Annotated in this window: 23 protein-coding genes; 12 read left to right on the top strand and 11 right to left on the bottom strand. The window is 64.6% G+C overall.

The genetic code is table 11. The features are described 5' to 3' along the window. Positions 1-44 precede the first annotated feature (44 nt). A complete protein-coding gene (locus J3S28_RS24365; protein ID WP_207843538.1) occupies positions 45-665 on the top strand; it encodes a TetR/AcrR family transcriptional regulator in 621 nt (206 codons plus the stop codon). Between the two features lie 11 nt (positions 666-676). Here J3S28_RS24365 and J3S28_RS24370 read toward each other — a convergent pair whose 3' ends face one another. Then, on the bottom strand, positions 677-2,749 hold the full coding sequence (locus J3S28_RS24370; protein ID WP_207843539.1) for a PhoX family protein: 2,073 nt from the start codon (positions 2,747-2,749) through the stop codon (positions 677-679). A 123-nt stretch (positions 2,750-2,872) separates the two neighbouring features. Here J3S28_RS24370 and J3S28_RS24375 point away from each other — a divergent pair, with 123 nt between their 5' ends. Further along, a complete protein-coding gene (locus tag J3S28_RS24375; RefSeq protein ID WP_207843540.1) occupies positions 2,873-3,667 on the top strand; it encodes an LLM class F420-dependent oxidoreductase in 795 nt (264 codons plus the stop codon). 101 nt (positions 3,668-3,768) lie between these two features. Further along, complete coding sequence (locus J3S28_RS24380; RefSeq protein WP_207843541.1) at positions 3,769-5,316, top strand: hypothetical protein; 1,548 nt, start codon at positions 3,769-3,771, stop codon at positions 5,314-5,316. Here the strand turns inward: J3S28_RS24380 and J3S28_RS24385 are convergent. Further along, complete coding sequence (locus J3S28_RS24385) at positions 5,310-6,206, bottom strand: alpha/beta hydrolase (RefSeq protein WP_307797398.1); 897 nt, start codon at positions 6,204-6,206, stop codon at positions 5,310-5,312. The genes J3S28_RS24380 and J3S28_RS24385 overlap by 7 nt on opposite strands. A gap of 57 nt (positions 6,207-6,263) precedes the next feature. On the opposite strand from J3S28_RS24385, the gene J3S28_RS24390 reads away from it, so the two are divergent. Further along, on the top strand, positions 6,264-7,565 hold the full coding sequence (locus J3S28_RS24390) for a TrpB-like pyridoxal phosphate-dependent enzyme (RefSeq protein ID WP_207843542.1): 1,302 nt from the start codon (positions 6,264-6,266) through the stop codon (positions 7,563-7,565). 40 nt (positions 7,566-7,605) lie between these two features. Here the strand turns inward: J3S28_RS24390 and J3S28_RS24395 are convergent, their stop codons facing one another. From J3S28_RS24395 to J3S28_RS24415, 5 genes are all read right to left on the bottom strand, one after another. Beyond that, the gene (locus tag J3S28_RS24395; protein ID WP_207843571.1) at positions 7,606-8,637 is read right to left on the bottom strand and encodes an NAD(P)-dependent alcohol dehydrogenase; all 1,032 of its coding nucleotides are present in this window, start codon (positions 8,635-8,637) and stop codon (positions 7,606-7,608) included. 10 nt (positions 8,638-8,647) lie between these two features. Next, positions 8,648-10,042 carry an aromatic ring-hydroxylating oxygenase subunit alpha gene (locus tag J3S28_RS24400; protein ID WP_207843543.1) on the bottom strand — a complete coding sequence of 465 codons (1,395 nt, stop codon included), beginning with the start codon at positions 10,040-10,042 and terminating at the stop codon, positions 8,648-8,650. Further along, positions 10,039-10,344, bottom strand: a complete 306-nt coding sequence (locus tag J3S28_RS24405; protein ID WP_207843544.1) for a hypothetical protein — start codon at positions 10,342-10,344, stop codon at positions 10,039-10,041. The genes J3S28_RS24400 and J3S28_RS24405 overlap by 4 nt, the downstream gene beginning before the upstream one ends. Positions 10,345-10,455: 111 nt before the next feature. Continuing rightward, positions 10,456-11,202, bottom strand: coding sequence for a ThuA domain-containing protein (locus J3S28_RS24410; protein ID WP_207843545.1), 747 nt, complete (start codon positions 11,200-11,202; stop codon positions 10,456-10,458). 77 nt (positions 11,203-11,279) lie between these two features. Next, positions 11,280-12,080, bottom strand: a complete 801-nt coding sequence (locus tag J3S28_RS24415) for a TetR/AcrR family transcriptional regulator (protein WP_207843546.1) — start codon at positions 12,078-12,080, stop codon at positions 11,280-11,282. A 124-nt stretch (positions 12,081-12,204) separates the two neighbouring features. On the opposite strand from J3S28_RS24415, the gene J3S28_RS24420 reads away from it, so the two are divergent. The 5 genes from J3S28_RS24420 (at position 12,205) to J3S28_RS24440 (ending at position 16,676) form a co-directional block, all read left to right on the top strand. After that, positions 12,205-12,867, top strand: coding sequence for a TetR/AcrR family transcriptional regulator (locus J3S28_RS24420; protein ID WP_207843547.1), 663 nt, complete (start codon positions 12,205-12,207; stop codon positions 12,865-12,867). A 107-nt stretch (positions 12,868-12,974) separates the two neighbouring features. Further along, the gene (locus J3S28_RS24425) at positions 12,975-13,682 is read left to right on the top strand and encodes a histidine phosphatase family protein (RefSeq protein WP_207843548.1); all 708 of its coding nucleotides are present in this window, start codon (positions 12,975-12,977) and stop codon (positions 13,680-13,682) included. A 24-nt stretch (positions 13,683-13,706) separates the two neighbouring features. Continuing rightward, positions 13,707-14,468, top strand: a complete 762-nt coding sequence (locus tag J3S28_RS24430) for an SDR family NAD(P)-dependent oxidoreductase (protein ID WP_084891846.1) — start codon at positions 13,707-13,709, stop codon at positions 14,466-14,468. A 9-nt stretch (positions 14,469-14,477) separates the two neighbouring features. Continuing rightward, complete coding sequence (gene lpdA / locus J3S28_RS24435; RefSeq protein WP_207843549.1) at positions 14,478-15,869, top strand: dihydrolipoyl dehydrogenase; 1,392 nt, start codon at positions 14,478-14,480, stop codon at positions 15,867-15,869. An 18-nt stretch (positions 15,870-15,887) separates the two neighbouring features. Beyond that, entirely contained in the window at positions 15,888-16,676 is a 789-nt protein-coding gene (locus tag J3S28_RS24440; protein WP_207843550.1) for a ThuA domain-containing protein, read from the top strand. A gap of 3 nt (positions 16,677-16,679) precedes the next feature. On the opposite strand, the gene J3S28_RS24445 is transcribed toward J3S28_RS24440, so the two are convergent. Then, positions 16,680-17,456, bottom strand: coding sequence for an SDR family NAD(P)-dependent oxidoreductase (locus tag J3S28_RS24445; RefSeq protein WP_207843551.1), 777 nt, complete (start codon positions 17,454-17,456; stop codon positions 16,680-16,682). A 166-nt stretch (positions 17,457-17,622) separates the two neighbouring features. On the opposite strand from J3S28_RS24445, the gene J3S28_RS24450 reads away from it, so the two are divergent. From J3S28_RS24450 to J3S28_RS24460, 3 genes are read left to right on the top strand one after another with little or no spacing between them, the layout of a single operon-like run. Then, the gene (locus J3S28_RS24450; protein WP_207843552.1) at positions 17,623-19,347 is read left to right on the top strand and encodes a PEP-utilizing enzyme; all 1,725 of its coding nucleotides are present in this window, start codon (positions 17,623-17,625) and stop codon (positions 19,345-19,347) included. Beyond that, entirely contained in the window at positions 19,344-20,360 is a 1,017-nt protein-coding gene (locus tag J3S28_RS24455; RefSeq protein ID WP_237342040.1) for an NADP-dependent oxidoreductase, read from the top strand. The genes J3S28_RS24450 and J3S28_RS24455 overlap by 4 nt, the downstream gene beginning before the upstream one ends. Positions 20,361-20,387: 27 nt before the next feature. Continuing rightward, positions 20,388-20,738 (top strand): enoyl-CoA hydratase/isomerase family protein, encoded by a 351-nt coding sequence (locus tag J3S28_RS24460; RefSeq protein WP_207843553.1) that lies wholly within the window; start codon positions 20,388-20,390, stop codon positions 20,736-20,738. Between the two features lie 9 nt (positions 20,739-20,747). Here J3S28_RS24460 and J3S28_RS24465 read toward each other — a convergent pair whose 3' ends face one another. From J3S28_RS24465 to J3S28_RS24475, 3 genes are all read right to left on the bottom strand, one after another. After that, complete coding sequence (locus J3S28_RS24465; protein ID WP_207843554.1) at positions 20,748-21,410, bottom strand: EthD domain-containing protein; 663 nt, start codon at positions 21,408-21,410, stop codon at positions 20,748-20,750. Beyond that, on the bottom strand, positions 21,410-22,204 hold the full coding sequence (locus J3S28_RS24470) for a maleylpyruvate isomerase family mycothiol-dependent enzyme (protein WP_207843555.1): 795 nt from the start codon (positions 22,202-22,204) through the stop codon (positions 21,410-21,412). Before J3S28_RS24470 ends, J3S28_RS24465 begins: the two co-directional genes overlap by 1 nt. Positions 22,205-22,318: 114 nt before the next feature. Beyond that, positions 22,319-23,235: HNH endonuclease signature motif containing protein (locus J3S28_RS24475; RefSeq protein ID WP_504970639.1), on the bottom strand; the 917-nt coding region annotated here is incomplete at its 5' end.

A 23,235-nucleotide genomic window follows, 5' to 3' on the forward strand; every position in this document is an offset into this window, starting at 1 on the left:
GAAACAATTGTTGGATCGGTCTCACCGCCTTACACTCCTGGGTGATGAGCACGCCTACACGAAAGCAGCGGATCGATCGTCGCCCCGACAAGTTCGGCGAGCGACGTCGTCAACTTGCAAAATCGGCGTTGATCACCCTGGCCGAACGTGGCTACGCCAATACGAGCCTGCGCGACATCGCGAACAATTCGGACTTCACCCATGGGGTGCTGCACTACTACTTCGCGGACAAGAACGAACTGATCATCTTCGGTGTCCTCGAGTACAAAGCCGAATGTGTGACCCGCTACGACGCCGCAACGGAAGGTGCGTCGAACACCGAAGATCTCACCGCGCGTTTCGCGGAGGCGATGGCGACGACGCTCGTCGAGGATGCGTCGCTGCACCGACTCTGGTACGACATGCGCGCACAGAGCTACTTCGACGCCGGATTCCGGCCCGCGGTGGGCGAGATCGAAAGTGGCCTGGAGGCCATGATCTGGCGCGTGGTGACGCGGTACAGCGAACTCGACGGAACGGTCCCCGCTCTCACCCCACCTGTCGCCTACGCACTCTTCGACGGGTTGTTCCAACAGGCGCTGTTCCGCCTGCACAACGGTGACGACTCGGCGGCACAATCCCTTGCCGCACAGGTCGCCACCGTCATGGAGTCGATGCTCACCTGAGAACTCGGTGGTCAGACGCCGATCTGACCGCCCGGCTTCCACACTGCGACAACGGCGGGCCGTGGTTGAGCATTGCCGCCCTCCGGCCAGTTCGAATACGGCTTGTCGGCCGAGTATTCGTCCTCCTCCCCGGGATGCTGGACGCAGACGATCACCCGGTCGGTGCCGATGATGGGACCGCAGGTCTCGGCACCGCGCGGAACGGTGAGGAACTGTTTCGTCTGACCGCGGTTCTCGCCTTCGAGCGCGACCGCGAACAGTCCGTCGTTGTTCTTCAGGGCGTTGCCGTCCGTGGACACCCAGAGGTTGCCGTGCGGATCGAATGCGACGTTGTCAGGGCACGAGATCGGGCTGACCTTGGTCTTGTCGAATCCGCCGTAGTACGTGTCGGCGGCAGCCGGGTCACCGCATACCAGCAGCAGATCCCAGGTGAATTCGGTACCCGCGTGGTCGTCGGTGATCTCGATGACCTGCCCGTTCTTGTTCTCGTTGCGCGGATTGGCCTCGTCCACAGGCGCTTCGCCGTCGGTGCCGCGATCATCGTTGTTCGTCAGGGCGCAGTAGACCTTGCCGGTCACCGGGTGCGGCTCGATGTCCTCGGGGCGGTCCATCTTTGTGGGGTTCACCTTGTCGGCGGCCATGCGCGTGAACACCGCGACCTCCTGCGCGGTCATCCCCTCGACCCGTGACTGTGCGCCATCGTCGGTCACCGTCAGCAACGGGAACCACTTTCCGGTGCCTGCAAACGACCCAGAGCTCGGCAGGTTGCCGGAGCCGTCGATCTGATCCGGCTCATTGCCGCTGAGCTGCGCCACGTACAGCGTTCCCGTCGACAAGATGCTCATGTTGTGCTGCATGGCTGCAGCGCCGACGCCTGGCTGGACCTTCTTGTCTGACACGAACTTGTAGATGTACTCGAACTTCTGGTCGTCACCGGTGTACGCGACCACCGTGCCGTCGCCGGTGACGAAGATGTTTGCGCCCTCGTGTTTGAGACGACCCATCGACGAATGCTTGATCGGGGTGGAGTTCGGGTCGTGCGGGTTGACCTCGACGATGTAGCCGAATCGGTTGCCCTCGTTGGGTTCCTTCGACAGGTCGAACCGGGTCTCGTAGCGGCCCCACTGGTGGTAGTCGTCTTCGTCGTCGAATCCGTACCGGTCCAGTCGTTCTTTGGCGACCGGATCGGTGACCGAGGCGGCGCCGGTGAAGTAGTTGTTGAAGTTCTCCTCGCCCGAGACCATGGTGCCCCACGGGGTGAGTCCACCCGAGCAGTTCCCGATGGTGCCGAGGATCGTGGTGCCCGCCGGGTCGGCGGAGGTCTTGACGAAGTCGCTGCCCGCGGCCGGTCCGGTCAGAGTGAACGGGCTGGATGCGGTGAGTCGCCGATTGCGTTCGCCGACAACGGGTGTGAGCTTGCCGGACCCGTTCTCGCTCGTGACCTCGACAACGGTGATCCCGTGTGCGGCCATCGAGATCCGCGCCTGCGGCTCGGTGGGTTCCTTGGACTTGTACCCCTTGAACATGAACTCTTCGGTGGTGTACTCCTGGTTCACCACGAGATAGAAGTGGCCGGCCTGTCCTTCGATCGGGATGAGGCCGGCGAAGTCGTTGTTGAACCCGAATTGTTGGGCCTGCGCCTCCGGTGACTGGTTGTCGAAGTCGAAGGCCGGGGCACCGGGCACCACCGGATCACCCCACATGATGACGACCGCCTGTTCGTAACCTTCGGGGATGAGCAGTGCGTCTTCGGTGTTGGGCGCGACGCTCGTGAAGTTCATCCCGGCGACTGCGGCACCGGCGCCTCCGCTCGAGGTGCCCGAACTGCTCGGGCTCGCCGACGAGCTGTTGTCGCCGCAGGCGGCCAATGCAGACGTCGCGCCGACCGCGACGACCGCTGCCGCCGAACCGCGCAGCACGGATCGACGGGAGACCGCTGCGCGGGCGATGTCGCGAAAGTAGGTGTTGTCGCTGGTGTTCGGCGGTTCATGCCAGCAGGCATCGCCACATTTGTAGTGGCATGTGACCAGCGAGCGCTTGGAGACGCCTGCGGTTTTGTCGAAAAGGGCAAGTGGAACTCGCACCGTGGGGCCCCCTGGGCTGTTGGGATTGGCACAGACCCCCGAACGCTATGAGGTCCGAAGAAACCGACGGCCAACCCATGGTTAATCGATGGTTAAGACTCGTCTCTCAGGCATGCTGGATGGATGAGCACACCCATACAGATCGCAGTCCAGCTACAACCGCAGCACTCGCCCGACTACGGCAACATCCGCGACGCGGTGCGACGCTCCGAGGACATCGGTATCGACATCGCCTTCAACTGGGACCACTTCTACCCCCTCTACGGTGATCCTGACGGCGCGCACTTCGAGTGCTGGACGATGCTCGCCGCATGGGCGGAACAGACCTCCAGGATCCAGATCGGCGCGCTGGTGACCTGCAACAGCTACCGCAATCCGGATCTGCTCGCGGACATGGCCCGGACGGTCGACCACATCTCGGATGGACGGCTGATCTTCGGAATCGGATCAGGTTGGTTCGAAAAGGACTACACCGAATACGGCTACGAGTTCGGTACCGCAGGCAAGCGGCTCGACGCCCTCGGTGAGGCACTGCCACGGATCAAGAACCGGTTCTCGGTCCTCAACCCGGCGCCGACCCGGGAGATCCCCATCCTCATCGGTGGCGGCGGCGAGAAGAAGACCCTCAAGTACGTGGCCGAGCATGCCCACATCTGGCACTCGTTCGTCGATGTCGAGACCTATCGTCACAAATCGCAGGTGCTGGCCGATCACTGCGCGGCGGTGGGCCGCGACCCGAGCGAGATCGTCCGGTCCAGTGAACTGTCCCGCGAAGGCAACGTCGACGACGCCGTGAAACTCGCCGATGCGCTCGTCGACGAAGGCGTGACCCTGTTCACCGTCGGGGTGAACGGACCCGACTACGACCTCGATCTCGCCCGTGGCCTGTGCGAGTGGCGCGACCGCAGGAACGGCTGAGGCCTCATGCGTCCGTGACGGGCGACGGCCATCGCGGCGAATCTGAGCGATAATGGTCGCGGCGCAGACGACCGGATACACGACGGGGGAGGTGAGCTGCGATGACCTACTGGTCCAACTCTCAGGGACGCCTGATGAGCGAGCCCGAGTTCATCGCTGCCATCGCGGCGCAGCTGCAGTCAGCGGCGCCACCGGGTGCGACCGGCGCGAAGGTCGCCTTCAGTTTTGCGGGGACCGGCACGCGGTACGCCCTGACCTACTTCGGTCAGGTGTCGCAGTACCCGGTCCCGATTCCGGCGCAGGCGCTCGAGTTGGCGAGAGATCTTCGGGTCGGTCGCTACCAGTCGGGCGGCGACGCCTGCCTGCTCATGGAGATCACGGTCGGCGCCGGCGCACCCGTGATCCGCTTCGACCACGGCGAGAACGGGCCGATCGATCAGGGCCTGATCTTCGATGCCGATGCGTATCGGGACGACCTGATGCGGTATCCGCGCCGGGCACCTGCGTGGTTGGTCGAGTACGTCGGTGGCACACCGCTCGCGCAGTTGACGTCGGGGTCGTACTTCCCGTTTCCGTCGGCGGCGTCGGTGCCTTCCCACGCCACCGACGCCCAGGCGGCGGTGCTCATCGCCCTCGACTTCATCCGGGTCCGCAACCTCGACTTCACCGGGCACAACCTCTATTCACTGACGGCGCAACGTATTCAGACCGGCTGGAGGGTCTTCACCCAGGCCCCCGTCGATCCCGCCAGAGCCGGCGGCCGGATGCGGTTGATCTTTCTGGTGGCCGACGACGGGGTCGTCGAGATACCCTCGCCCGCAATGACCCCCGAGGCGAACGAACTGATGTTCACGCAGCGGACGTTCGAGCGATCGAGGCAACGTACTCAGTCGCCTTCGGTACACACCCCGGCGCAGTCCGGAGGCGGTGTGGGGGTGGCCACGAGGGGGTCGCAGGAATCGACTCAGGATGTGCCCGGCGCCCGTGAGGCCCAGGTTGCCCGTGACAACATGTGGCGCGGTGTCGGCCAGATGTACGAGCCTTTGCTACCGCCGCTCGCGGACAACGCCGAATTGTGGCCGGGCGGCATGCGGGGCTACCGGGTGGTCCGTCGCACTCGGACCACGTTGCTCGCCACCGACGGGCTGTCGGCTCCCAGTCTGATCGGCGGGGGTACCAGTACCGCATTCGGTCCGATCCCCGGCGGGTCGATCCTGGGTGTGGGCGCCGAGTTCTTCGTCGAGACAATCGATCCCGAGCTGCGGGCTGACGAGAGCGCCCGCAACCACTGGCTGTTCACGGTCCTGTCCGCCGTCGCCGCGCACGGGGCCGCCGGAGGCTCGGACTTCGTCGCCACCATCACCGGATCGCCGGACGCGGTCTACGTGGAACTACCGGGCGTCACCGCCCCGAGGGAGTGGCTCGTCGGCAACACCATGGGCGTGCTGCTGAGCAACAAGGCCTGGGGCGCCCCGAGTGGCTTCGACACCCCGCTCGGGCGCGTCGCACTGGTGTCGGTCACGGTGCTGCGGGCCAGTGAATCGGTGACCACGTCTGCGTGGCCTGCTGCGGCGGGCGAGATCTTTCGTCAGTTGACGGCGCGTCGGTTGGGGCACTATTTCGATCCGGGACGTGACGCTATTTATTGAGTGTTGAGGGCTTTCTGTAGGACCTCGCACTGTTCGTCGAAGAACCTCCGTCCGACGCCGGTTTTCACGATGGCGTCGAATCCGTGGAACGCCCCGGGTATCACTGTGAATGTCACCGGGACCCCGGCTTCTTCCAGGCGCTTCGCGTACGCCTCGTCCTCGTTTCGGAACAGATCCAGCGAACCGACCCCGATCCAGGCAGGTGCCAAGCCGGTCAGGTCGGTGCGGCGGGCCGGGGCTGCCGCATCCGGCGAAGCGCTACCGATGTAGGCGGCCCAACCGAATCGGTTGCTGGTGACATCCCACAGTCGATGCAGATCGTTCGGGGTTGCGGTGCGGTCGTCGAGCATCGGGTAGACGAGCAATTGGAGCGCCGGTGTGATCTCGCCCCGATCATGGGCGAACGCGGCAACGGTGGCGGCCAGGCCACCCCCTGCGCTCGCGCCACCGACGGCGATGCGCGTCGGGTCGACATCTCCTCTGGCGGCCAGCCACTGCAGGGCCGCGTAGCAGTCTTCGGCGGGGGTGGGGAAACCGAACTCGGGGGCGAGTCGGTAGTCCACCGAGGCCACGATCAGGCCGACCTCGTCTGCGAAGCGCTGGCAGATCCTGTCGTCTTGGGCCGCTGTACCGATCACGTAGCCGCCGCCGTGAATCCACAGCAGCGCAGGTCCGGGTACGGACGCGAGAGCCTGGGGCCGGAACACCCTGACCCTCACGCCGGGAATGACCTCATGCACCTGAGCTCGTGCACTGCCCCGCACCACACCGGTCAGCTTGCGCATCGCCGGCAGCGTCCGCTTCGTGATGGGATGGCCCGGAACGAGGACGGAGGCCAGACGGAGATCCGGGTGGTAGTGCTTGCGGTTGCGGAGGCGGGCGAGGATCACGATCGGATGCTAGCCGAATGCTGCGCCTCGCAGGGCCGGGACTTTAAAGTCGATGCCATGACAAGTAATGCCACCACCGAAAGCCCTGACATCATCGAAGTCGAGGTTCCCACCCACTGGTACAACCTCGCTGCCGAGCTGTCGGAGCCGATTCCCCCGCATCTGCATCCGGGTACGAAGGAGCCGGTCGGCCCCGACGATCTCGCGCCCCTGTTCCCGGCGGGACTCATCGCGCAGGAGGTGTCGCCCGAGGTCTACATCGAGATCCCCGAGCCGGTGCGTGAGGTCTACAAGATGTGGCGGCCGTCGCCGCTGATCCGGGCGCGTCGCTTCGAGCAGGCCCTGAACACCAGGGCTCGGATCTACGTGAAATACGAGGGCGTGAGCCCGGTGGGTAGTCACAAGACAAACTCCGCTGTGGCGCAGGCCTATTACAACTCGGTGGATGGAGTCAAGAAACTGACGACGGAGACCGGAGCCGGCCAGTGGGGCAGTGCCCTCGCGTTCGCCGGCGCACTGTTCAACATCGACGTCGAGGTCTGGCAGGTACGCGCGTCCTACGAGTCGAAGCCGTACCGGCGCTACCTGATCGAAACCTACGGCGGCACAATCCATTCCAGCCCGTCCGAGCTGACTGAAGCGGGCCGGGCGATCCTCGCCGCGACCCCCGACACCACGGGCAGCCTCGGGATGGCCGTCAGTGAGGCCGTGGAAGCGGCCGTCAAGGATCCCGAGGCGCGGTACGCGCTGGGCAGCGTGCTCAACCACGTCGTCCTGCACCAGAGCGTCATCGGGCTCGAAGCCGTGGAGCAGCTCGCCCTGGTGGAGTCCGGCGGCGCCGATCTGGTGGTCGGTTGCGCCGGTGGCGGATCCAACCTCGCAGGCCTGGCCTTCCCGTTCCTCCGGGAGAAGCTGCACGGCAGGTCGGATCCGACGGTGCTGGCCGCTGAGCCCTCGGCGTGTCCCTCGATCACCAACGGCGAATACCGCTACGACCACGGAGACGTCGCCGGTTTGACGCCACTGTTGAAGATGCACACGCTCGGAATGGATGTCGTGCCGGATCCGATCCATGCCGGTGGGCTTCGCTACCACGGGATGTCACCGGCACTGAGCCACACGGTCGAACTCGGACTGGTCGAGGGCGTCGCGATCGACCAGTCCGAAGCGTTTGCCGCCGGAGTGCTCTTCGCCAGGACCCAGGGTATCGTCCCGGCGCCCGAATCGACTCACGCCATCGCCGCAGCGGTTGCGCGGGTGCGGGATTCAGACGCCGAAGACGTCGTGGTGATCGGTCTGAGTGGCCACGGTCAGCTCGATCTGCCGGCTTACTCGGAGTTCCTCTCCGGAAACGTCTGAACAGGGTCGACAGGTTCACCCAAAGGAACCCGGGGCATGGTCAGCGGGTGGGCACCACAACTGCCCGTCCGCGGATCGTGCCTGCGTGGAGGCGTTCGTATGCCTCCGGCGCCGAGTCCATGGCGAACTCTTCGACGGCGATCTCGATCGCGCCGCGGCGGGCCAGTTCGACGACCTCGATCAGCTCCGATCGTGAGCCCCAGTTGACCACCCGTACGGAGACATCGAACGGCACGGTCAGATATCCGACGGGGACGGCACCGGTGCTGACACCGACCATCACGATCTGTCCGGCAATGGCGACCGTCGACTGCGCGAGCGCTGCCGTGGGTTCGGCACCGACGAAGTCGAAGACGACGTCCGCGCCGCGACCTCCGGTGAGCTCCCTAACCCGTTCGGCGGCAGCAGCATCCGAGGCGAAAGCGTGATCTGCACCGAGTTCGAGGGCATGGGAGATGCTTGCCGGGTTGATGTCGACGGCGATGATGGTCGCCTGCGTCAACGCTTTGAGCAGTTGCACGCCGACGTGGCCGAGGCCGCCGACGCCGATCACCAGCGCGGTGGTTCCCGGAGTGAGGGCAGGAAGCGACGGTTTGATCGCGTGGTAGGGCGTCAGGGCGGCATCGGTGAGGGACACGCTCGGAATCGGATCGAGGTCGCCGAGCGGCACCAGATGCCGGACGTCGTCGACGATCATGTACTCGGCCATGGTGCCCGGCCGATGTATGCCGGGAGCCGATATCCCATCGACGCAATTGTTTTCGCTACCTTGTGCGCACGAATGGCAGACGCCACAGCCCCAGGGGCCGTAGACGAGAACCGAATCGCCGACCTCGACTCCGGTGGTTCCGGGTCCGAGTTCGGCGACCTCTCCCGCACCCTCGTGTCCGAGGGTCAGCGGGAGAGGTGCGAAGACATACTGATCCGCGGGGGTCGACATGATGAACTCGTCGGAATGACAGGCCCCGGAGGCGGTCATCCGCACCAGGATCTCGCCGGCACCCGGGATCGGCCTGTCGATCTCCACGACCTCAGGGCGGGCCCCGAACTCGCGGTACTGCAGGGCCCTCATCATCGGCATGTCAGTCGTCGACTTCCTCGCCGATCCACTTCGCGAGCAAATGGTGGATGTGGCGGATCTTGACTTCCTGGTACCGGGCCAGCGGAAGGGTCTTGGTCTGAGCGGACTTCAGGCCCTTGTGTACCTTCGGCATGTTGTATGCGTCCTGGTCGAACACGCGGGCCGAACTGCCGAGAACCGTTGCCTCCAACCAGGACTGCTCAGGATCGAGCCACTGTGTCTTGGCAGGCTTCGGCCGTTCGCCCTTGAAAGGGGCGAGCAGGTAGACGTCCATGATCGAGGTCTCGTGGTTGTCGCCGTTGGGTCGGAACCGGTAGACGATGCGCTGGTAGGCGCCCCACGGATGAAAATTCGGGAAGACGGTGTAGTAGATGCTGTCGAGCGACTCCGCGTCAGACATCAAGTCCGCCTTGACGTCTCCGATGATGTCGCGCAGACCCTCACGGGCCAGCATGCCGGACATCTCCCGGGCGGTGACGCCTTCGGGCAGGGTGACCATGGGGTCCTCGTCGATGCGGGCATCGACCATCGAGTCGAACATCTCCTGCTCGGTGGGCACGAACTTGATGTGCGGGCTGGGGACGCCGTTGGCGGTGATCCCGCGGTTGAAGTTGCCCCAGCTGTCGTACTGGCTGTTCGAGTCACCGGTACCGACCACGCGCTGCGGGTGGGTGGTGATCACGTGGAAGGCCTCGGAGAAGGCTTCCTGGGCGATCTTCCAGTTGGCCTGGATCACCTGTGCCACGTGAGCCTGGATGTAGCGGTCTTCCAAAGGCCAGGCCTCGAAGTGCTTTCCGAGGTCGCCGAGGAAGCTGTCGAGTGATTCGGACGCGGGGTCCATGTTGATGAAGACGAACCCGCCCCAGGTGTCGACCTTGACCTGCGGCAGATCCATCTTGCCTTTGTCGACCTGAGGAAAATCCCAGGCGCAGGTCATGGACTTCAGTGAGCCGTCGAAGTTCCAGGCGAATCCGTGGAAGGGGCAACGGATTTCGTTGCCCGCCGGTCCGTCTTCTTCGCGGAGGGTGCGACCACGGTGCAGGCAGGAGTTGTAGAAGGCGCGGATGCTCATGTCCTTGCCGCGGACGATGAGGATCGATTTCTCACAGATCTCGTAGACCAGGGTGTCCCCGGGTTCGGGGATCTCTTCCTCGCGGCACGCCATCTGCCAGACCTTGTACCAGACCCGGTCGCGTTCGAGTTCGTGGTACTTGCGGCTGATGTAGCGCGACACCGGCACGAAGTTCTGGTCCTCGTACAACTCGTACGACTCTTCCCGCAGGATGTCCGGAACCGGGTGGGTGTCGGTCTCCAGCAGGCGCTGGTAGCCGGTGCCGTTCTCGATGAAGCCGTCGTCAGTTGCTGACTGCTGGGTAGGGCGCGCTTCCGTGGTCACAGCTTGCCTCCTTGTTCCAGGCTGACGGCGAGAGCATCCTGTGCCACCTTGTCGGCCTGCATCTTCTCGAGGAGCTTTGCAGCTCCCATGAATCGTCGGTTCTGGGTGATGGGCACGGGTTCTCGGGGGCCCAGGCCCACCCAGCGGGCGAGTTCGGGATCCACTGACTTCACCTCACCGTGGAGGTATCGGCCTTCGGGATCGAAAGTGCCGGTCTTACCGTCCTTGGTGGTCACGAGGACGTTGTAGTCCTCATCGAACTCGTAGATCGCTCGGCTCATCGGATGCTTGATCTGTCGCATCTGGAGTCTCCTTTGTCGGGGCTGCTGCCTTACTTGGCACCGAATGCACTAACTGTAGCAGCGAAAGGTGATCACGAGCACAGTTTTCTTTACGTTCACTCCAATAACCGCTCAGCGCAGGCGTGCGGCCCATTCGAGCGCACCGGCGACGAGCTGCCGATACGTCGGATCAGAGAGGGTAGGCGCCTTGTCACCTGGCTGGAGGTAGGCCAGCCGGCTGCGACCGGTTGTCTTCGTCCACCCCACCAGTTGTGATCCCGGTCGGTGGTGCCAACCTGCACGATCGTCGCGCCGACCGGACATCGCGAGGGCGGTGGACCAGTGCACTGCGTCGCTCATCTCGGCATCGGTGCGCAGCAGTGGTGTGACGTCGTCCTCGAAGCACTCGCACAGATAGGTTTCGTCGACGAGGTCGAAGGTGGGCGGGAGGCCGGCGACGATCGGATGGGTGGGATCGGCGACCGTGACCCGCTGTGCCACGGCATGCCGATAGCCGGAATCAGGGCAGCTCACGCCGCGTACGACGCCGGGTTGGTACAGGTAGCGGCCCCCGACGAACTCGGCCCAGCCGTCCCAGTTCGCCCAGGATGCGATGGCGTGATGCAGGATCACGTAGCCGTGGCCGGTCTCAGGCGCGGCGGCGATTGCTGCCCGCAGGCTCGCAGGGGGATCGGCAGGCTCCGGCAGGGTGCCGGGCATGTCGTAGTGCAGCGACACGTCGAACGCCTCCAGTTCGGTGGCATTCAATTCTGCGTTCGGATGCTCGAACCAGGTGATCTCGCCGGGCAGCGAGCCCAGGAAATCCGTGAAGGCGTCGCGGTCGAACGAGTGTCCGCCGGTGAAGGCCGCTACGCGCATGGCCACACTCCGTTTCTGAGTAATTCAACTGGGGTTGCAGTCAAGTTACTCGACGGGAATGGCCTCGCGGGTTCGGTTCAGCGACCTTCGATCATCTTGGAGCACACGTCTGTGGTCGCCGAGCGCAGCCGCGGAACCGAGATGGTCGCGAGCGGACCGCCCTCGATACGCAGCGGCTGGATGGCGATCGTGGTGGCGATCATCGTCCGTACTCGCAGTGTCCGCGCCGCCTGTTGCGCGGCCGCCGAGCGCTTGTTCGCAGGTGTCTCGTCGACGGGGAAGTAGTCGAAGGCTCGCCGGATGTGGCGGTCCTCGTACTCCTTGGTGAGAAGTCGGGTGCCTGGGGTTGCACCCCCGGCCATCTGCAGAAACAGCATGCGGGCGGCATTGGGGTGGGCGGCCGTCCAGTCCCAGACGGCCTCCACCACATCCTTGAACGACTGCGCGTCGCCGGTCACATCATCCGGGCGGGCCGCCTGCGCGGCAGCGGAACTGGCGTCCATCGCATATCCCAGCGCGCTCTCGAACAGGTCTTCTTTGCTGGAGAAGTGGTAGTAGACCGCGGTCGGAACCATCCCGGCTTCCTCGGCGATCTCCTGGATCGACGCTTCCGCGAACCCCTTCTTGGAGAAGACGCGGACGGCGGCCTTGACGATCAGGTGCCGTCGCGATGGCCGATGAGCTGACCCCTTGACCTGCGCTGTCGGCTCGACGGGCGCGTCCTCGACCTCTGGTTCCCGGTCGGCCGGGATGACCACCGTGGCCGGGATGTCGTCGGCGGCGGGGAACGAATCCCATCCCCATTGCTCGGCGTGACCCTCCTCGGGGCCATCACCTGGTGCGTCGTCGTCATCTGGCTTGCTGTTTCGCCGTGGCACAGCGGTCCTCCTCCACCTGCGGATCACTGAAGTGACCCCAAGCTACTCCCAGATGGGGCCGCGGTGACCGCGGGCCGGGCCGTGGGGTGTCACGATCCGGGCATCGGGTGTCATGATCTAGCCCATGGCAGGCAAGGGAGTGACGTCAGGACAGGCCGGTGCCGGCCGGAAAACCGCCGCGAGCACGCCGACGACGAAGGGCGCAAAGCGGGCAGCGCACCGGCCCTCTCGCCGCGAGGTGGTGGTCGAGGCGGCCATGCACCTGTATTCGGTCCGCTCGATCGAGGACGTCACGGTGGCCGACATCGCTGCGGAGGCGCACATGACCTCAGCCGCGGTGTACTACCACTACCCATCGAAGGACGAGGTCCTGCTGGGCGGCCTGCGGTTGTACGCGGCCGGACTGCTCGACGAGTTCCGTGCGCAGCTGCTGGCAAGCCCTGATGCCCCACTCGGAGACATCATCGTGCGGCTCCTGGAGTGGACGGACCAGCACCGCCCGGCGTCGCTGGTGTTCTTCGTCCGGTCTCCGGGGTGGAGCCTGTCGATCGAGGCGCTGCGTCGCGAGGTGCGGCTGGAACTGCTCAACCTGTTCTCGACCGAACTGAGGGTGCGCAACGGCATTTCTGTGAAGGCGAAGCAGGCTGCTGCGGCGACCGCATTGTCGAGTCTGCTCGAGGTGTCGGTGTCGTCGTGGCTCACCGAGGACGCCACGCTGGCCAATCTGGGGCGGCGCCGATTCTCTGACGAGGTGCGCGAGCTCGCGGCCGATATCGGCAGTGTGTGACCTGTATCGCGGTGACGCGAGCCAAGTAACGTCGAATTAATCGCGGCTGACCTGCCATTTTGTGGAAGTATCTTTAGACTGACGACAGTTTGTGGTTGACTTGGCCCGTGCCCAACTCGACCCGTGCCCGATCCATCGACCTCGACAACCCGTTTGCGCCACTGACCGGACTGTGTGAGTTGGTGCTCGTCCGGCACGGCGAGCAGCAGCTCAGCAAAGAGCTCAGCGCAGCCGAAACCGTTGACCCGCCGTTGTCTGAGCTGGGCGAGAATCAGGTGCGGGCCGTGGCGCAACGCCTGGCCGAGCGCCACATTGATGCGGTGTACAGCTCACCGCTGAGCCGCGCGCTACGCACCGGAACCGCGATTGCGGATGAACACGGACTGATCCCTGTTGTTCGCGACGAGTTGACGGAATACGAACCGTGGCAGAACTTCCCGGCCGACCAGTCGCCGTTCGAGGTACTGCCGCACGAGGAGATCTCGAAGATCTTCTCCGAGCACATCCGCACCCGCCGGTATGACGCGTTCCCGTACGCGGAGGATCCGATCGGATTCCGGACCAGGGTGCTCGGTGAGATCGGAGCGATCGTCGAGCAGCATCAGGGGGAGCGTGTGGTCGTGACCTGCCACAGTGGGGTCATCAACGCCGTTCTCGCCGACGCTCTCGGAAGCAGCTTCGACATGCCCGTGCGGGTTCACCACACGTCGGTCAGCGTCATCCGGGGAGCCGACACCCGGCGGGCAGTGCAGTCGATCAACGACTTCTCCCACGTCCTGGATTTTCAGACGCATGTCGGAGCAATGAACCTCTAGTCACCGTAGTAAAGGAGTCTTTCGATGGATCTCAATCTCAAAGGAAAACGCGCCCTCATCAGTGGTGCGAGCCGCGGTATCGGGTTGGCGATCGCCAGGACCTTGCTCGCCGAGGGTGCCTCGGTGGGCATCTGTGCCCGCGGTGAAGAGCATCTGGCCGAGGTCGCCGGTGAATTGTCAGAGCAGGGAACTGTTTTCCACAAGGCGGTCGATGTGGGCGATGCCGATTCGGTGAAGTCGTTCGTCGATGAAGCGGCCGAAGCGCTTGGGGGAATCGACATCGTGGTGGTCAACGCATCGGCGGCCACCGGCAAGGGACATCAGGCCTGGGTCAACAGCTTCAACGTCGACCTGATGAGCCTGGTCAACTTCATCGAGTCCGCCACCCCGCATCTCGAGGTGAGCGAGTCGGCCTCCGTGGTCACCATCAGCACCACCTCCGCGCTCGAGGCCGGCCCGATCAGCACGGCCAACAGCTACGGAGCATTGAAGGCGGCCGTGCTGCAGCACTCCTCCGCGCAGGCGCGTGCGCTGGGTCCCAAGGGAATTCGCGTGAACGCCATCTCGCCCGGACCGATCTTCTTCGAAGGCGGCGCCTGGGACACTATCCAGACCGCTCGCCCCGCCCTGTACGAGGCCGCACTCGCATCCGCATCGCTCGGCAAGCTCGGCGGCGCCGAAGACGTCGCCAATGCCGTTGTCTTCCTGTCCTCACCGGCTGCCGGACACATCACCGGGACCAACCTGGTGGTCGACGGCGGATTCACCAACCGCTTCGACTTCTGAGTCTCCGACATGGCAAGCGAGAAGTCGGCCGATCTGCTGATCCTCGGAGGTGGGTCGGGTGGGTATGCGTGTGCACTTCGGGCTGCGCAGCTCGGTATGTCGGTGATCCTGATCGAAGCCGACAAGCTGGGCGGCACGTGTCTACACAACGGGTGCATTCCGACCAAGGCGCTGCTGCACGCGGCCGAGGTCGCAGACTCTGTCCGGGAGGCGCCGGGCTTCGGGATCAAGGCAACGCTCGACGGCGTCGACATGAGCGCGGTGAACACGTACAAGGACGACGTCATCGCGGGCCTGTACCGCGGTCTGCAGGGGCTCGTTGCCTCCCGTGACATCGAGCTCGTCCGCGGGCATGGTCGAATGGTCGGCGACCGCACCGTCGAGGTCGAATTGTCCGACGGCGGTACCGAGCGCTACCGCGGCGAAGCACTCGTGCTCGCCACCGGCTCGGAGTCGAAGTCGTTGCCGGGTCTGGCAATCGGCGGACGGGTCATGACCAGCGACCGCGCCCTGGAGCTCGACAGCGTTCCCGAACGGGTCGTGGTGCTCGGAGGTGGCGTGATCGGCTGCGAGTTCGCCAGCGTCTGGTCATCGCTCGGCGCCCACGTGACGATTGTGGAGGCGGCGCCGAATCTGCTTCCGACGGAGGATCCCTGGACGTCTAAGCAGATCGAGCGCGCGTTCCGCAAGCGGGGACTGGTCCTGAGGACGAAAACCGCCTTCCGCTCGGTGACCGACGCCGATGGTGGCGTCGACGTCGAGCTCGCCGACGGATCGCACCTCGAGGCCGACGTCATGCTCGTCGCGGTGGGCCGCGGCCCTCGCACGGCCGGTATGGGTTTCGCGGAAGCTGGTGTCGCTCTCGAGCGTGGCTTCGTGGTGACCGACGAATGGCTACAGACTTCCGTGCCCGGTGTCTTCGCCGTGGGCGACATCGTCGCCGGACCACAATTGGCGCACCGCGGCTTCGCCCAGGGCATCCTGGTGGCCGAGGAACTCGCCGGACTCGACTGTGTTCCCATCGTGGACAAAGGCATTCCTCGCGTGACGTACTCGAATCCCGAGGTCGCGTCGGTCGGTCTCACCGAAGCCGAAGCCGCGCAGGAGTACGGTGACGTCGCGACGGTCGTCTATGACCTCGGAGGCAACGGCAAGAGCCGCATCCTGCGGACCTCTGGTGGGGTCAAACTCGTATCAGCGGGCCCGGACGGCCCGGTCGTGGGGATCCATCTCGTCGGTGCCCGGGTCGGTGAACTCATCGGTGAAGCCCAGCTCATCTACAACTGGGAAGCAACCGCAGGTGATGTCGCACAACATGTCCACGCGCATCCGACTCAGGCCGAGGCCTTGGGTGAAGCGCATCTGGCACTGGCCGGCAAAGCACTCCACGCGCACGGCTAGGTACTGAAGGAAGAACCAATGGCAGGACCAGCGGGCCGGCTCGATGCCGTCGTCGTCTGCGGTGGACAGTGGCATGACTTCGATTACGCCCGACTGCAGCTGCTTTCGGCGTTGTCCGAGTACGAGCACGTCCGCACCAGGGTTTTCGAGGACTACAACTGTCTGGAGGCCCTGGGGTCGGCAGACCTGCTGATCACCTATACCTGCAATCGGGTGCCGGACGAGACGCAGCAAGAAGCGTTGATCGGGTTCGTCTCTCGAGGCGGCCGCTGGCTGGCTCTGCACGGGACCAACTCGGCCATCGACCGGACGCCGCCCGGCTCGGCGAGCAAATACGTGACACCGCGGACTCTGGGGGAGCTGCCGGTAGTACTGGGCAGCCAGTTCCTCGGCCACCCGCCGATTGCACCGTATCTGGTCGAGATGACCGACCCCGAGCATCCATTCGTCTGCGGTGTCGAGCCGTTCGAGGTCACCGACGAGCTCTACATCAGTGAACTCCATCCGCCGATCGAGGTGCTCGCGCATACTCGATTTGTGGGCGAGTCCACAGGTTTTGCCGAGGGTCACACCACGGCGGACGAGCCCCGACCGGTGCTCTACCTGAAAGGTCATGGTGAAGGTACGGTCTGCTACTTCACGCTGGGCCATTGCCGCGGGCGTTTCGATGTGCAAGACCTCGGCATCGACGATCTGGGACGCGTGGACCGCGGTAGCTGGGTGGTACCGGAGTTCATCACGATCCTGCGCAGGTGTCTGGCGTGGGCCGTCACCGGGCAGATGACGGCTCCACGCCGGATCGACTGACTGTCAGTACATCGCCGTTCCACCGTCGACGCTGAGGATGGACCCGGTGATGCCGGCGCCCGCGTCTGAGGCGAGGAGCATCGCCACCGCCGCGACCTCTTCGATGGTGTTGGGGCGCTTGATCGCCGACTCCTCGGCGAACAACGCGACCATCTCGTCGAACGACATGCCCATGGCCTTGGCCGTGTCGGGTCCATTGTTCTTGATGATGTCGGTGATCACCAGACCTGGGCAGATGGAGTTGACGGTGATGCCCTCGGTGCCGACCTCGCGGGCGATCGACTTGGTCATGCCGTTGATCGCGTGCTTGGCGGCCACGTAGGCGGTGAACACGGGCTTGCCGTGCTTGCCTTCGACCGACGAGATGTTGATGATGCGGCCGTACTTGTTCGGGAGCATGTGCTGCAACGCGCGGCGGGTGGCCCAGAAGTTCGAGTTCAGGTTCCAGTTCATCACCAGGGTCCATTCCTCGTCACTGAGGTTGGCGGTGGGCTGTAGGTCCTTGGCGCCGCCGGCGTTGTTCACCAGGACGTCGATACGGCCGAAGGTTGCGACGGTCTGCTCGATGAAGTCCTCCACATCGGCCCGCACCGTCACGTCACCGGGGAAGAAGGCAGCGCGTTCACCGACGCCGAACTCGGCCAGAGCTTTGTCGCCCTTCTCCTTCGAGCGGCCGTTGAGCGATACCTTCGCACCCTCTGCCAGAGCCGCCTCGGCGATACCGCGGCCAATACCTTGCGTGCCGCCGGTGATGGCAACGACCTTGTCTTGCAGTTTCATCGAGTGTCTCCTATGCAGATTCTTCCCTGGTCCACAGACAAGTAACTTGTCATGGACTACAGTCTTGCATGTAGAGTGTCATAAGTCACACACTGTGTGAAGCCCGAATAAAGAAACTACCCATCGTGAATCACGATCGGTGATGTGAGAGAGACGAGATACAGCAATGGCCGAACAGCGTTGGTTGGTCGACACCGACCCGAGCACACGTCTCCCCGTCTACACGCGGCTCAACGCGAGCGATGTGCTGTCGGACCCGATCACACCGCTCGGCGCGGACCTCGGCTGGATTCAGAACATCCTGCCCGGGTGGAACTTCGGATATGCGAGCCTGGGTAGCTACTCGCTCGCGGAGAAGCCCGATGTCGCGGCCTCGTCCGGAATCTTCTACGGACACCTCTACATCAACCTGTCGATGTCGCGTCTTGTCGGCATCCGGGGTGGAATCCCTGTCGAGCTCGTCGATCAGCTCTGGTACGGCGGGGACCCGAACATCCCCGCCTATGTGGGCCACCCCGATGACGAGAACGCCGAGGCCACCGCGCGGCTGGCGGCGCGTAACGCCTGGGCATTGTCGACCGAGACGTTCCCCGAGCTGGAAGAGGATCGGACCCTGGCCGACAAGCTGCGCACCGAGCGGCCCGACCTCACCTCGTTGACCCCGGCTGCGCTCGTCGCGCGGGCTCGTTCGGTGATGCCGCTCGAGCGCGTTGCCTGGCGAGGCGAAGTCGTTGCCACCAACTGCGCAGCAGTCGGCCCCGCCGTGCTGGGACAGCTCCTCGGTGCCGAGCACCAAGACCTGATCGTCACCTTGGTCGGCGCCGCCGGCGACGTGGACTCGGCGCTGCCGTCGTACGCGTTGTGGGAGCTCGGTCGCATGGTTCGGGCGGACGAGAAGCTGATGGCCGCGTTCGACGCCGGCGTCCGGGGAGTCGGAGCCCGTGTCGCCGGAATCGACCCGAAGTTCGACTCGACCTTCGAGCAGTTCATCCTCGACTTCGGATATCGCGGACCCAACGAGTGGGACCTCGGGTCCGTCTCGTGGGAGACCCAGCCCGAACTCGTCCTCGGACTCATCGACCGGCTCCGGTTGCAGGACGATTCGGCGTCCCCGACCGCGCGCCTGGGCGACCACGCCGCCGACACCGACGACGCACTCGCCAAGGCTGTTGCGATCGTCGGCGATGACGTCGAGGGTCAGGCGACCCTCACCGCAGCGCTCGCGTCGGCCCGTCGCTTCGCTGCCTGGCGCGAGCGCGCAAAGACGAACTGCATCAAGGTCATTCACGAGGCGCGGGTGCCGCTCGTGGAACTCGGTCGCCGATTGCATGCCGATGGTCACCTCGAAGCCGCCGACCACGTGTTCATGGCCGTCGACGACGAGCTCGACGCCCTGGCGAGCGCACCTGAGTCGATGAAGGTCACGTTGGCCGAGCGTCACAAGGAGTGGGAGGGGCTGTTCGGACTCGAGCTGCCCACCTTCCTCGATGCCCGCGAACCGTTGCCGGCGCTGTCGACTCTGGGTCGGAAGGGTCAGTCGGCGGTCGATGCCGTCAAGGTCGGCGACGTGCTGCAGGGGTCGGGCGCTTCGCCCGGTATCACTCGCGGTCGCACTCGGGTCATCACCTCGATGGCGGCGCTGGACGAGTTCGAGGTCGGCGAGATCCTCGTCGCCCCGCAGACCGACCCGTCCTGGACCCCCTTGTTTATGGTGTCCGGTGGAGCGATCACCGACGTCGGGGCGATGGGCTCGCACGCGATGATCGTCAGCCGCGAGCTCGGTATAGCCTGTGCAGCCGGCGTGCAAGCCGCCACCCGTCGCATCCCGAACGGCGCGCTCGTCGAGGTCGACGGCTCCAAGGGCACCGTCACGATTCTGGAACTGCCTTGAGCAGCGGCGTGATCACCACCACCAGAGCTGTCTATCTGCGCGAGCGTCCGTCGGACGGTGAGCCGCTGCCCGAGCACTTCGAGGTCCGGGACTCGCCGGTGCCCGAGCGCACCGACGGTCAGGTGCTGGTCCGCAACTTGTTCATGAGTGTGGACCCGTCGATGCGGGGCCGTCTCGCGACGTCGGAATTGCACTACACCACCAACTTCCAGGTGGACGCACCGCTGGACGGCTCAGCGCTGGGGGTTGTGGTCGAAGGCAATCGTGAGATTCCGGTCGGCTCGTACGTGCGACATCGGCTCGGCTGGCGCGACCACGCGGTGGTGGACACCGCGGCCGCCACCGTGATCGATCCGCGGGGCATCGACCTACACCACTGGCTCGGAGTGCTGGGGCAGACCGGGTTCACTGCCTACAGCGGCTTGGTCCGTGCCGGCGAGATCCGCAGCGGTGACGACGTTTTCGTCTCCGCGGCCGCCGGAGCCGTCGGTAGCATCGCAGGTCAGTTCGCCAAGCTTCTCGGCGCATCGAAGGTCATCGGTAGTGCCGGTGGCCCCGAGAAGGCCGCGTTGTTGACCGATCGACTCGGATTCGACGCTGGTCTCGATTACCGCGCCACCCCGATCGGTACCGCGCTTCGCGAAGCGGCTCCCGACGGGATCGATGTCTACTTCGACAACGTCGGTGGCGACCACCTGGTCGCTGCGTTGTCGTCCCTGCGGCAGGGGGGTCGGGTTGCGTTGTGCGGCATGATCTCCAATGGCGGTCCGGACAGCCCGCCGATCGATCATCTGATGAATTGCATCCTCAAACGGATCACCATCAGGGGCTTCATCGTCCGTGACCATGAAGATCTCCGGCCCGAGTTCGAGGACCGGGTGGCTGGGTGGCTTGCCGCGGGCGAACTCGTCGCGAAGTCGACGATCTACGACGGACTCGACAACGCGGTGGATGCATTTCTGTCCATGCTCGGCGGCGGCAACGTCGGCAAGATGCTGGTGGGGTTGTCGTGAGTATCGAACCGAACGCGTCGCCTCGGGTTGATTCCGGGCGGCGGTGGGACACAGCGCCTGCCACGATTGATCGGAGCGGGGCGAGCAGCGGAGATGGTGCTCACCTCACGCCCGATCGACGCCCACGAGGCAGTGCGTATCGGCCTTGTCCAGGCGGTGTTGCCGGATGCCCCGTTCATTGATGCCGTCCTGGAATGGGTTGCGGCCCTCGCAGCCCAACCGCCGCAAGCTCTCCGTGCCGCGAAGAAGTCGTTGGCCGGCGCCGAGTACCTGCCGTTGGAGCAAGGTCTCGCGCTCGAGGGCGAATTGGTGGGCCCGCTACTCGCGGACCGCAAGGCCGTCTCTCTTCAGGAGCAGGAGTTGGTTCGGCACCGCTGACCTCGACTCTCAGAGGCGCCCGATGACCATTGCCGAGCGGTCGTGGTTGATGAACTTGCGCTCGTCCTCGAGGAGGGGGCCCGCGATCTCGGTGTTGGCCAGTACGCCACGGAAAGCTTCGTCCGTCGAGTAGCAGGCCACCGCGATGCCGTCGAATCGTGGGCCGGTGAATCCGACTTGTTGCCGGACAGTCTCGGTTAATGCGGTGTCGAGATGGATCTGCCGGTAGCCTTCTGATCCGGGCACCCGGCTTCCGAGTTCGGCGTGCGTGGTGCTCCAGTATTCGAGGAACTCCTCTGCCGTCATGCCCTCGCGGCGGGTCAGGGCCATGGCCAGCACGATGGGCTCATCGCCAGGTACCACGATGAACTCGGAGCCGACCAGAACTGTTGATCGTTCTGAGTCCAGGCACGCCTCGGCCCGCAGCGATTGCGTCAGCGACGACAGCAGCCCGGGTGTGGTGAGGTCGGCGTCCAACTCGATGAAGCCGGCAAACGGTGGTGCGTCATCTGTTTCGGACTCGTGAGCGAGACCGCTGAGGATGCTGGCATCGTGAATCACGACCCGGGTGGGTAGCCCGGTGGAGGTGTGCGCATTCTCGGCGATGACGGTGACGGCGGGCGGTTCTGTGCCGGGTATCAAAGACACCAACAGATAGAGTTTGTTCGGCATCAGATGATGTCGACGGTGTCGAGAACCTTCTCAGCGTAGGCGGAGTCCCCTTCTACCGAAACATGCTTGCGCCACGGACTACGAGTGGTACCCCACAGTATGAAATCGGTTGCGGGCGATGAGATCATCGTCTCTGCGTTGGACAGTCCGGCCTCGACCGTGAGCAGGTTCGAACCGGGTTGTAGAGTCCATTCGCCGCCTCCTGGGCCGGTGAGCCGCACGCCGAGCGGGCGATCGAGCACGCCGCTCACCGGCGTACACATCTGCGGTAGTCCGGTCCACATCCAGTCGACGGCTGCACGAACCAGGTGGTCTTCCGGATCGGGGACCTCGCGGTCGACGGGCGCCTCGGGTCCGAGGAGATCGACGTACATGTGACACCACATGTCGAACGCGAACGCATCTGAAAGCTGATGTGTCTGATAGGTTCCCAGATCGGTCAGTGTCATCGGCGCAGAGGCGAGGTCGTCTGCCTGCATCGCTTCGAGCACACCCATTGCGCCGTCGACATTGGTGAGGAACTCGTCGGCCACCTGAGTGTTCGTCCAGTCCCGCCGCACATCGACAAGCTGGTTCTGCAGCTCTTCCGCGGTCGTGGGAGCAGGCATCGAGGGATCAGGCTCAGGTGGGTCGACCATGACCTTGAAGTTCGAGCCGGTGTGCGCGACAAGATCTTTGATCGACCAGCCCGCGCATCGGCTGGGCGCTTCCCACTCCTTCGGGGTGAGACTGCGGACGATGAGCGAGTACCTATTGGCGAGTTCGCGACTGGCGGTCAATCCGGCTTTGCTCATGACTGAATCCTTTGAATCACCGGCGCTCAGCAAATGTGACCTGCGCCTCAGTTGCACCGAGTCAACCACCAAACAAGGGTGACTGTCAAGAAACTCCTTCGAGCATGCCGGCGTTCAGAAGGGTGGTGGATTCTCCTCGCTCTTTTGGCGGTTGCGTTGTCGTTCTTGTTGACGGCGTGCGTGTTTGGTGTGGGTGCGGGTCTGTTGTCGGGTTTGTGGTGGCGGTTTGTCTCGGGGCCGCGGTGGGAACGGTGTGCGATGTTCCCAATCGTCGAAGATGATGTGACGAAGGCTTGGGAAGAGGTCGTCTCCGGTCCAGGCGGGTCCGTGGTAGGTGCGGCCTTCTGGGGTGGTGAAAATTAAGCGAATGCGGCCGGTAGTGGCGTCGGGGTATTGGTCGTCGAGCCAGTCGGAGTGGGTTTTGACCAGGTGGTGGAAGCGGCAGAGTGCTTTCATTTCGTCGGGGTGGGTGTGTCCGCCGTCGTCGGGGTTGTTGTGGTTGTACCCGCAGGTGTGGTCGAGGTCGGCGGTCCAGGCGGGTTTGTTGCAGCCGGGCCACATGCAGTAGAGGTCTCGCATACGGATGAAGTCGTCGAGGACGGTGGAGGGGCGGTAGCTGTCGCCGGGTTGCACGACCGGGAGAGGGACGGCCTGCCAGAACGGTGGTGCGGCTGCCTCGGCGAGCATGTCGTCGTATCGCGGCGGTTCGGGTGCGCGGGAATACACGGTCGCGCGGGTCGGCCCGCGGTCGCGGTTGGGTGCCGCAGCGGGCGGGGGAGACGTTTGGCTCTGTCCCTCAGGCGCGGTTGCGGCGTGTTCGGACGCTTGCTCAGCAGGGGCAGAAGTCTGGTTGGCCGCGGCTTGTTCTTGTCCAGCTTGTTCTTGTTCGGCGGCTTGTTCTTGTGCGTAGAGGTCGGCGTATTCGGCTTCGGCGCGTAGGTCGTAGTCGTTCCAGAGGGGTTCGGATTGTTCGTACTCGTTGCGCATCGGGCGCTGTTTTGTTTCGGGGCGGTCGGCGATGTCGCGGACAT

The sequence above is a fragment of the Williamsia soli genome (assembly GCF_017377795.1).
GTDB classification, from domain to species: Bacteria; Actinomycetota; Actinomycetes; order Mycobacteriales; family Mycobacteriaceae; genus Williamsia; species Williamsia soli.